We start from the raw sequence: 9,651 nt of genomic DNA on the forward strand, positions 1-9,651 counted from the left end.
TAATGAGTATTTGAACTCCATTAATGAGTATTTGAACTCCATTAATGAGTATTTGAACTCCATTAATGAGTATTTGAACTCCATTAATGAGTATTTGAGCTTCGTGAACAAGCATAAAAACTCGATTCTTTTTGCCTCCTGCACCCTGCTTGTTTTTCCTGGAGCCTTTTTTGCCCAATCTTTAGTTTCGCACGTGGTGTTTTGACTCTTGACCCTTGACTTTTAAGTATTATTGTGTTGCTGTTTGATGTCGTAGCGTTTCTCTCACAGTAAATCCATGATGTTTATTTTCTCAGATCGAGGGCTTTATAGAGAGATGGGGAGATGGGGAGATGGGGAGATGAGGAGATGAGGAGATGGGGAGATGGGGAGATGGGGAGACAAGGGGAATAACTCCTAACTCCTAACTATTTACTCCTAACTGTTCACTCTTAACTCCTAACTCCTCACTCCTCACTCAGCCCTCCCAATCCCTAATTCCGATAATTACCTTCCGATATCATATTCGAGTCCCAGGTGTACAAGCCGATTTGGTCGGGAACCTTAGAAAATCTACCTGTGCGATAGCCTCTAGATAATTCATTCAGCACCTTATTTTTAATCTCTCGAAGTTCCCCAGATGTTAGTTCTCCGTAAATTCCGCCGATTACTTCAGCGACAGTGAAAACTTTACCTGGATTTTTTTCAAACAGAGAAGTGAGGGCATCAATTAAGAATTGACCTTCATAGGCTTTGAGCATGGGTACAGTTTTGGGATTTGGAGGTATGAAAGGTTTCTTCCTTTTGCTTTTGATACTCCTAGAAGCACCATTGCCATTTTTGGGGGCAACTAAACTTAAATCCAGAGTATAACAACCAGGTTCTTCGGGAATAATTACCCAATAATTCCTTTCTCTGCCTTGGGTGAGGGAAGATTGAACTCTACCTTTAACTACTCTAAACAGATTAGAATCTAAGTCCCCATAAAGCGATCGCACGATGAAATCAATATGACACACTGTACCTGACTGCTCTTGCAAAAGCTGTTTTATCGCTTCCATTCGAGACAGAGGTTGATACTTAGGTAGCATGGGAATGTCTGGCACCTTGCCTGAGTTATCGTTGTTCTCTGGAGGTGTCTGTATATCTGTGAATGTAGTTGGAGAGTGGACTGCTTTTCTTTCAACAGCACTGGAACCATTTGTTTCAATGTCCTCTGAATCTGTGAGTTCTGACTCTATAGACTCCGTCAAGTTGATTTGGGAGATGTCATCATGGGCTGACAAAAACCGCAAAGAGGCTTCTGGGGAAGAATTGGCGGTTTCATCAGCTGCTTTGAGTATTGATATCTGCTTGTTACCATCAGCAAAAGACCAAGTAGATAACAAAGCTTCTACATGATCGAGTTGCGATCGCGCCTCTACAAATAGGCGCTCGTACTCTTCTGTAAGGCGAGCATAATAGTCTCGTAATTCCAACAGTGGCGAGAGAAAATTACCTGGAGGTGGTTCTAATTGCCCTTTTGAGTTCATAACAGTTCAATCAATTGAAATCGGTGTCACTTGTGTAAGACATTGGTCTGGGTTTAGCCTTGCGAGATGTAGGCTGGGATTTCTTCGGTGCTTGGGGAGGCCGGCATTTCTCACAATATAAAGGTCGCGGCCCATAAGTCTCGCGTTTTGTCAGATCGTTACACTCTTTACAGACAAATTGGAAAACACGAGTGTGAATCTGTCTTTTGTGCGCTCGGACAGTATATTCCTTAACATCAATGAATTTACTTGCCATAATTAGGAATCTTGAATTTCCTTCCTATCAATGTCCTATCAATATAGCTATTCAAGCAAATCAAACTGCATCAGTGTGTGTTTATGTAGAAGTTTTATTCAAATCAGTGAATTTGATGCCAAGAACAAGGTGTGAATATTGCTTAGCAACCAAATCAGAGGTAGTCTGGACTATCCTCCAAGCATATACTTGGTGATGAGCAATTACTATCACCATTTATGTAGTGCTTGATTTGAAAAACAATTCCTACTGTCTATAACTAGCTGATTTTGCCTGACGTGATGCATTTGCCATGCAGAGTGTGTAGCCTTCAACTAAAGTATAATCGGTCTGAATAATACCAGTGTTGTAAATCAAGCACTACATCATCACACAATTCTGCTAACAAAAGGCAAGCACGGACTTGTTTGGTTAATCAGACTAGTCTTGCACAACAGTGTCTTAAAGACCTTAAAGGAGCTGCTTGAACAAACTGTAGAAATCTTACCAAAGTATTCGTGCTTCAAGCCCTGAATTTTATTCACCAATATATAAACAGAGGAGATTTTCCTCGCCAGATCGGGGAAATTCACATAGATTGACAAATCGACTTATTGCCAGTGTGTTTAATTGTTCATATTATTTATAACCCTTCTGACTTCTGGTAGAGGAATATTGATGACCAAAGCCATCCTTGTATAACGAACAACCGCCTCCTAATTTTTAGAAGGCGGCAATTATCTCGATAAAAGCATCATCAAAAGTCTGAATTCCTGAATATTTAAGCTGCTAATTTCAAGCAGTACAATTTTTTGTGTTAATCGTTAACTGTTGACTGTTGACTGTTGACTGTTAACTGTGAACCGTCAAGGGTGTACAGTCTTCTATAAAATTGACAGATGAGATTGGAAAGAGGATAGGGGGAAAACTGGAAAAAAGATAAAAGAAAGTAGGGAATCGGGAGTCAGGAGTGGAGGTCTGATGTATTTGCAACCTTCCCCCTTTACCCTTTCCCCTTTCCCCTTTACCCCTTCCCCAAACCGTATTGTCCCCTAAAATCAACCAATGTTAACTTTGACTGCTCTGCCTTTTTCTGATTCGGCTTTTGGCAAAGTTAAGTGTAGAACGCCATTTTTGTATTCAGCTTGCACTTTGTTGTTTTGAACGTGGGAAGGTAACGGTATTACTCGATGGAATTTGCCATAACGGAACTCAGAGCGAGTGATGCCGTTTTCTTCAGTTGTGGTTTCGGTTTTGCGTTCACCGCTAATGGAAATTGATTCGGGAGTTGCTTCTACGTTTATATCTTTTGGTTCTAAACCAGGTACTTCTAGTCTTAATTTGATTGCATCATCAGTTTCTTCTATTTCTGCGGCAGGAATGAAGGTAAATCCAGTCCGTTCGCCACCATCAGTCGGTATTAATCTATCAAACAAGCGATTCATTTGCCGCTGTAGGGTGTCGATTTCTCGGAATGGTTCCCAAGGTTCGCTGTCCCGGAATGGTTGTAAGCCTTCGATATCCCGCAATGGGTTCCAACGAATGAGTGCCATAATTATCACCTCTAAGATGAACTATCTGGTCTTAGGAGGCTCAATTTCAAGCTTTATAGCCTACGAACAACTGATATAATACGTTTGTTAAGCAATCCTCAAATTACACTCAGCTCAATCTTAAGCTTCCTACCTTTGAGGCTATATCGAAATTCAAGTTGAGCAGGTTCGGTTTTATGGTCATGAGCGATCGCAATAACCGTACCTGTTAATGGTTTACAAAAAACTTGGTTGACGGTTAGCACTCAACCGTCAACTGTCAACTATCAACTGTCAACTTAGATCCTACTCCTGACTTGGTGCAGTAGGTTGCGATTGAGGCTGGCGTAAACGGCGCAAAGATTCCCGCAATTTATTCTGGCTTGTGTTTTCTCTGCGGCGTCGTCGATTTGTACTTGCCTGTGGCTGTTGTGATGAATTAGTGGTTGTTCGTTCGCTGCGGACGCGCCGTAAAGTTTCTCTGGCACTTCCTTGAGAACTACTTGTCCTACTTTGGGGTGATGAACTTGTGCCAGTAGTTTCCACTCTCTGACGACGTAGCCGCCCACTAAATCCTGATTCTGCCGCTCTTGTGGCTGTAGCTTCATTTGCAGGTGTAAATACTCGCCGTCTACGTCTTGAAGTTCCTTCTGTAGTATTCGAGTTGGATGCTGTGGCTTGCTGGGTTCTCTGTTGTTCTGTTTCTCTTTTCCTTTCTTGTTGGTATCGGCGGTATTGCTGGGAATCTTCTTTAAAAGCGGCAGAGTTGACTCGCACCCCTTGTCTACCACCTTGTGCTGGATTGAATTTCCACTGCCGCGCTTGTCTCAAGTGTTCTTCATCCAATTCACGGTTTCCACTAGATTTAGCTATCCGCACATTAATTACATTACCCTTTTCGTCAGTATCGAAAGCTAAACCTGTACGCCCTTCAATTCCTCGCCGTTTAAATGACTCTGGATATTTAAATTCACATTTGCGGCAAGCTGCACGACCATTACTAGTACCTGAATTGTTTATTTTTGGAGGTGTTGGAGCTGTTGGTGCTACTGCTAATGGACGGTTTACTGTTTGATTGCCAATTCCACTGCCAGTACCGCTACCAATGCCGCTGCCAGTACCGCTACCAATGCCGCTACCAATGCCGCTACCAGTGCCGCTACCAATGCCGCTACCAGTACCGCTACCAATGCCGCTACCAGTACCAGTACCAGTACCACTGCCAATACCACCACCAGTACCAGTGCCAGTTCCTCCGCCTGGCCCAATTCCACTGCTTGTTCCCACAGCGATACCGCTACCGGAACCTAAACCAACACCAGAGCCACCACCGCCACCGCCACCGCCACCAGATGAACTTGCTTTAGAATCTTGAGATGGAAGTGTTCGTGGAATAAAGGCAGATTTTACAGGAACTTGTGGTGCAATTGTCTGCCTAAGTATAGGTTGTGGTTTTTGAATGACTGTTGTAATCTGTTCAACTTGCCGCTGAATTTTTTCTACTGGTGGAGTTTCAATAGCCTGTTTTTGTACAATTTCTGGTTCTTTTTTGGGTTCTTCTGGAATTTGTTCGAGTGGTTTTTCTGTTTCCACAGCGGGAGAATCAACGATCGCCACCTCTATTGTGTCATCATTCCCTTCAGGCGTTCTTGTCAAATAATTACCTATACCTGAGGACAATACACCTATATGCAGCGCCAGTGAGCCTATAAAACTGTAAGCCAGAAAAGATTTGAGAGCTACAACTTCTTTGGAGCGTTGCTCGACATTAATACTGGAAAAGGTCATAGCTATTGCTACCTATTCTCACTAATTTAGTCATCTTAGAATGCAAGGTTACAAATATCAAGTCAAAATTAAAATTCTTTGGGGTACTGTCACGTAACCCCCACATTAGTGACAACATCCTCAAAAACTCTCGACATCACAGTTTCTAAATAAAATAAATTTTGTTTTTAATTAGATTAACTTATATAAAATCAGCAAATTCTCCATAGCATTTAGGTAGTTTTACCGCAAAAAATCTCAGTTTCGGTCAGTTATGAGATTAGTAAACCAGCAAAATTTATTACACGTAATCAAAGATAAATTTAAACGATAGCCTCAAATAGTTTTTTTACCTGACTTTGTACTTGATTTTTGTGTAATTAATTTTATACTCCTACTGGTATCAAAATCTTCAAAATTTGATTGGAAAAATTTATCATTGTATTTTAAATTTTATTGAGAAAAACTTTCAGCTTTTCTCTAGATTCTGCTAGTCTTACTGTGTATTGTTGATGACGTTTAGAGAACATGGGAATTCAGAATTTGTTTGCAGCAGGCGGCGTGGTCATGTGGCCGCTGCTGGGGTTTTCGGTGTTGGGTGTGGCGTTGATAATTGAGCGTATTAGGTTTTGGGTAAAGATTAACAAGCGTCAAAACCGCGTGGTGCGGGATGTTTTGAATCTCTATCGCCTCGATAATGTTGTCGGTGCAATGGATAAACTCCGGCAAAATGCAGATTTGCCACTCGCCCGGATTTTTCTAGCAGCTTTGGAATTAGAGGAGCCAAATCCAGAAGAATTTCGTTTGGCACTCGAAAGCGAAGCGCAAGCTGAAATTCCAGTACTCAAACGCTTCCAAAACTTTTTTGAGACAATCATTAGTTTAGCCCCACTGTTGGGTCTTCTGGGTACAGTATTAGGATTGATCACCTCCTTTGCCTCTTTAAATCTTGGTGATGTGGGAGGTAGTAAAACCGCGGGTGTTACGTCTGGGATTAGTGAAGCGTTGGTATCTACAGCATCGGGATTGATTGTTGCTATCTTCATACTGTTGTTTGCCAATACTTTCCGGGGACTGTACCAACGGCAAATTGCGCTCATTCAGGAGTATGGCGGCCAGCTAGAATTACTTTACCGCCGTCGTTATGAAAGAGGAGGAGAGAAGACCTATGCGACTACAAGATGAACCAGATATTCCCGCACAGATTAATATTGTGCCGATGATTGACGTGATTTTTGCAATCTTGACATTTTTTATCATGTCAACTTTGTTTTTAACACGTTCAGAAGGTTTGCCTGTAAATTTACCAAAAGCAGCCACGGCACAACAACAACAAGTTCCCTCTAAAATTACCATCACGGTAGACGAACAAGGAGTAGTAAGCCTAAACAAAAAACCAATTGCAGTTGATGACATAACACCACAAGTGCGGAGTTTAATTGGTTCTAACTCAGAAATGTTAGTGATTATTAATGCTGATGAAAAAGTTACCCACGGTAAAGTAATCGCTGTGATGGATCGGGTACGTGAAGTTCCGGGGGCAAAATTAGCAGTGGCCACTCAGAGACGATAGAGGTAGGGGAGAATAATAGACTTCTAAGAGAAGTCGGGAAAAGGGGGAAAGGTTTGGTATTTTCCCTTTCTCCTTTCACCACAAGAGTGCAAAAAGCAATGAGTGAACTCTTTCTTCATGAGCTGCGCTCACAAGGAACAATGAAAATGATCTTGGAAGGATTAGGACTTACGCAAGAACTCTCTCAAACTCTTATAACTTCGTGCCCTTTGTCTTGAAAAGTTCAGATCGCCGGAAGCCGGCGCTCCGACTTTTCGCTGCGTCCTTTGCGGTTAGTTTATTCATACTTTTGCGTAAGTCCTAAGGATTTTGCATTGTTTGAGCCTCTATTTTCAAGGCAGGTGTAATAACTCTCCAGTCAACAGTCAACAGTCAACAGTCAACAGTCACCAGTTAACACTCCTAACCCCCAATTTTTGACAAATAAGTTTAAGCAATGAATCTTGCTGAGAGTGTATAAAAAAGTGGCCGCCGTCAAACATTTGTAAAGAGAAAGTAGCGGTTGTTTGCTCTCGCCATGCTTGTAAAGCTTCATGGCTAACTTCTTCGTCTTGCCAACCACCAAATATACTGATGGGACAGTGCAGTGGTTCTTGGGGAATGTAAGTGTAAGTTTCTATAATTGCAAAATCCGCCCGCAAAATTGGAAGAAAAATTTGCATCATTTCTGGATTTTCTAGTACTGCTTTGGGTGTACCGTTGAGGGTGCGTAGTTCTTCGAGTAACTGTGCATCTGGTAAGGCGTGGATGGGTGGTTTTGTAGGCGGGATTTGGGGAGCGCGACGACCAGAGATGAATAGGTGAAACGGCTGAAGATTATACTTTAAGCGCAGTAGACGGGTTAACTCAAAGCTAACTAATCCCCCCATACTGTGACCGAAAAAGGCGAATGGTTTGTCTAAGTATGGTAAGAGAGATGAAGCGATCGCCTTGACAAGAGGTTCTAATCGCGCGATGGGTGCTGACTGCATCTGTCTTCCCCGTCCCGGATATTCCACTGCACAAACCTCGACATTGCGAGGTAAGCTATTAGCCCATGTACGAAAAATCATGGAGCTACCACCAGCATAGGGAAAACAGAATAAACGCAAGTTTGCTTGAGGATTTGGTTGGGGACAGCTAATCAAAGAATTGAAAGTTGGTTTAGTTGTCATAATAGAGCTTAGAGTTAGATATTGGTGACTGTTGACTGTTGACTGTTGACTGTTGACCGTTGACTGGAGTTAGAGCTTCTAAAGTGATTGGTGTTCTGGAATTTTAGGTTTTTGTTCTCACAACACAAGCTGTCATAGTGACAAAAAACTTATTGTTGTTTTTTCTCTTTTACATATAGGACTCATATTTGATTTGGTGAAAAAAAATCAGTATAATTTTATGCCTTTTTACCTGTTCTCTATTCCCTGTCTCTATGAGGAGTTAAAGAATCAAACCCATATTTCTATATATGTCATGTTCTCTACTAATAAAAACCTCAGATAATACCTGATAAGCTTCATTCAAGGCTGCCATTACTTTTATTTAGAATGCAACTGTTTAGATGGAAAATTTGTGATATTTTACAGTTTTTTTCAAGTAATTCAACTACACCACTACCTATTTCCTACTCTCCATGACCCGCCTCAATTTTGGTCTAAAGACCTGAAAAATACTGTAATCTAAAATGTAGATTTTATCGTCCTGTTCTCTGACCTCTACAAACAAAATTTCCTAACACCAAGCGAATTGTGCCATATCCTATTAAAATTTGAGCAGGGAATTTGGAGGGAATCGTACAGTGGTTGATGATGAACGCATAGTCAATGCAGAACAGATTCATCCAAGGGACTTTTCCTGGCGATTATGGCCTCTTGTGCCGCTCTACCCATACGGTAGGCGGCGGACAATTCGCAAAGAAGTCCTCAAGGATACAATCTGGAATTTTGACCAACTTCAGGGCATTTTTTATGTTGTTGTGCCAATTCGCATGACTGTGGTGAAGTTGCAAGGAGGTGGTCTTTTAGTTTATGCTCCTGTTGCGCCGACGCTAGAGTGCATCCGGCTTGTCAATGAGTTGGTAGCAGAACATGGTAATGTCAAGTACATCATTCTGCCTACTGTCTCTGGTTTGGAACACAAGGTTTTTGTTGGCCCCTTCGCTAGATATTTTCCCACTGCACAGGTGTTTGTCGCCCCTAATCAATGGAGTTTCCCGCTAAATCTTCCCTTAAGCTGGCTTGGTTTACCTGCAAAACGCACCCAGTTGCTTCCAGAAAATAGTAGCCAAACACCCTTTGCTGATGAATTTGATTATGCTATGCTTGGCCCCATTAATCTTGGTTCTGGTCGATTTGCAGAAGTGGCTTTTTTTCACAAGCGATCGCACTCTCTCCTGGTAACAGATTCAGTACTTTCGATTCCAGAGGATCCACCTGCCATCGTGCAATTAGATCCATATCCGTTACTCTTCCATGCCAAGGATAATGCATGTGACATTGTTGCAGATATTCAAGCAAATCGCCGCAAAGGATGGCAGCGTATTTGTTTGTTTGCTTTATACTTTCAACCAAGCGGCTTGGAAATCCGCCCTTGGGGTCAGGTGTTCCAAGATGCCCTTAAAGCACCAGAACGCTCAAAAAAAGCTTATTTTGGATTGTATCCCTTTAAATGGCAGGACTGGCAGCGTTCCTTTGAAGCTTTACGGGGTAATGGTCGGTTGTTTGTAGCACCAATTTTACAAACACTAATTCTCAACCGCGCACCCAAAGAAACTATTAACTGGGCTGATAAAGTAGCAAGTTGGAACTTTGAGTGGATTATTCCTTGCCACTTTGATGCACCAATTAAAGCCCAGCCTTATCAATTTCGTCAAGCTTTCTCTTTTTTAGAAAAGCAGCCTGGTTTCGGGGCTGGTGTATTGAATAGTAACACCTATCCCTTACCAGAAGAGGATTTTAAAACACTACGCCAAATCGATGCAAATTTAAATAAACTTAGTATCGTCCCACCAGCGAGGGAGAAGGTGTAGGGAGGTGGGGAGGGGTGAGCGAAAAAAGG

General features: G+C 42.0%; 8 protein-coding genes. 3 read left to right on the forward strand and 5 right to left on the reverse strand.

Features of this window, described 5'->3' with window-relative positions; translation table 11 throughout:
• Positions 1-473: 473 nt before the first annotated feature.
• The 4 genes from GNE10_RS26915 to GNE10_RS36430 all read right to left on the reverse strand — a co-directional run bounded on the left by GNE10_RS26915 (position 474) and on the right by GNE10_RS36430 (position 5,066).
• Complete coding sequence (locus GNE10_RS26915; RefSeq protein ID WP_185568473.1) at positions 474-1,511, reverse strand: hypothetical protein; 1,038 nt, start codon at positions 1,509-1,511, stop codon at positions 474-476.
• A 10-nt stretch (positions 1,512-1,521) separates the two neighbouring features.
• Positions 1,522-1,767, reverse strand: coding sequence for a hypothetical protein (locus GNE10_RS36195; RefSeq protein WP_099072005.1), 246 nt, complete (start codon positions 1,765-1,767; stop codon positions 1,522-1,524).
• Between the two features lie 1,037 nt (positions 1,768-2,804).
• Positions 2,805-3,299, reverse strand: coding sequence for an Hsp20/alpha crystallin family protein (locus GNE10_RS26920; RefSeq protein WP_099072004.1), 495 nt, complete (start codon positions 3,297-3,299; stop codon positions 2,805-2,807).
• A gap of 285 nt (positions 3,300-3,584) precedes the next feature.
• Positions 3,585-5,066, reverse strand: coding sequence for an energy transducer TonB (locus GNE10_RS36430; protein ID WP_185568476.1), 1,482 nt, complete (start codon positions 5,064-5,066; stop codon positions 3,585-3,587).
• Between the two features lie 507 nt (positions 5,067-5,573).
• Between GNE10_RS36430 and GNE10_RS26930 the strand changes: the two genes are divergently transcribed.
• Entirely contained in the window at positions 5,574-6,230 is a 657-nt protein-coding gene (locus GNE10_RS26930) for a MotA/TolQ/ExbB proton channel family protein (protein WP_099072002.1), read from the forward strand.
• Positions 6,214-6,618, forward strand: coding sequence for a biopolymer transporter ExbD (locus GNE10_RS26935; RefSeq protein WP_185568479.1), 405 nt, complete (start codon positions 6,214-6,216; stop codon positions 6,616-6,618). Before GNE10_RS26930 ends, GNE10_RS26935 begins: the two co-directional genes overlap by 17 nt.
• 386 nt (positions 6,619-7,004) lie before the next feature.
• Here the strand turns inward: GNE10_RS26935 and GNE10_RS26940 are convergent, their stop codons facing one another.
• Positions 7,005-7,772 (reverse strand): thioesterase II family protein, encoded by a 768-nt coding sequence (locus GNE10_RS26940; RefSeq protein WP_185568482.1) that lies wholly within the window; start codon positions 7,770-7,772, stop codon positions 7,005-7,007.
• Between the two features lie 620 nt (positions 7,773-8,392).
• Here GNE10_RS26940 and GNE10_RS26945 point away from each other — a divergent pair.
• Positions 8,393-9,622 carry a DUF4336 domain-containing protein gene (locus GNE10_RS26945; protein ID WP_185568485.1) on the forward strand — a complete coding sequence of 410 codons (1,230 nt, stop codon included), beginning with the start codon at positions 8,393-8,395 and terminating at the stop codon, positions 9,620-9,622.
• Positions 9,623-9,651: the final 29 nt, after the last annotated feature.

This window comes from Nostoc sp. 2RC (genome assembly GCF_014222165.1).
GTDB classification, from domain to species: domain Bacteria; phylum Cyanobacteriota; class Cyanobacteriia; order Cyanobacteriales; family Nostocaceae; genus Nostoc; species Nostoc linckia.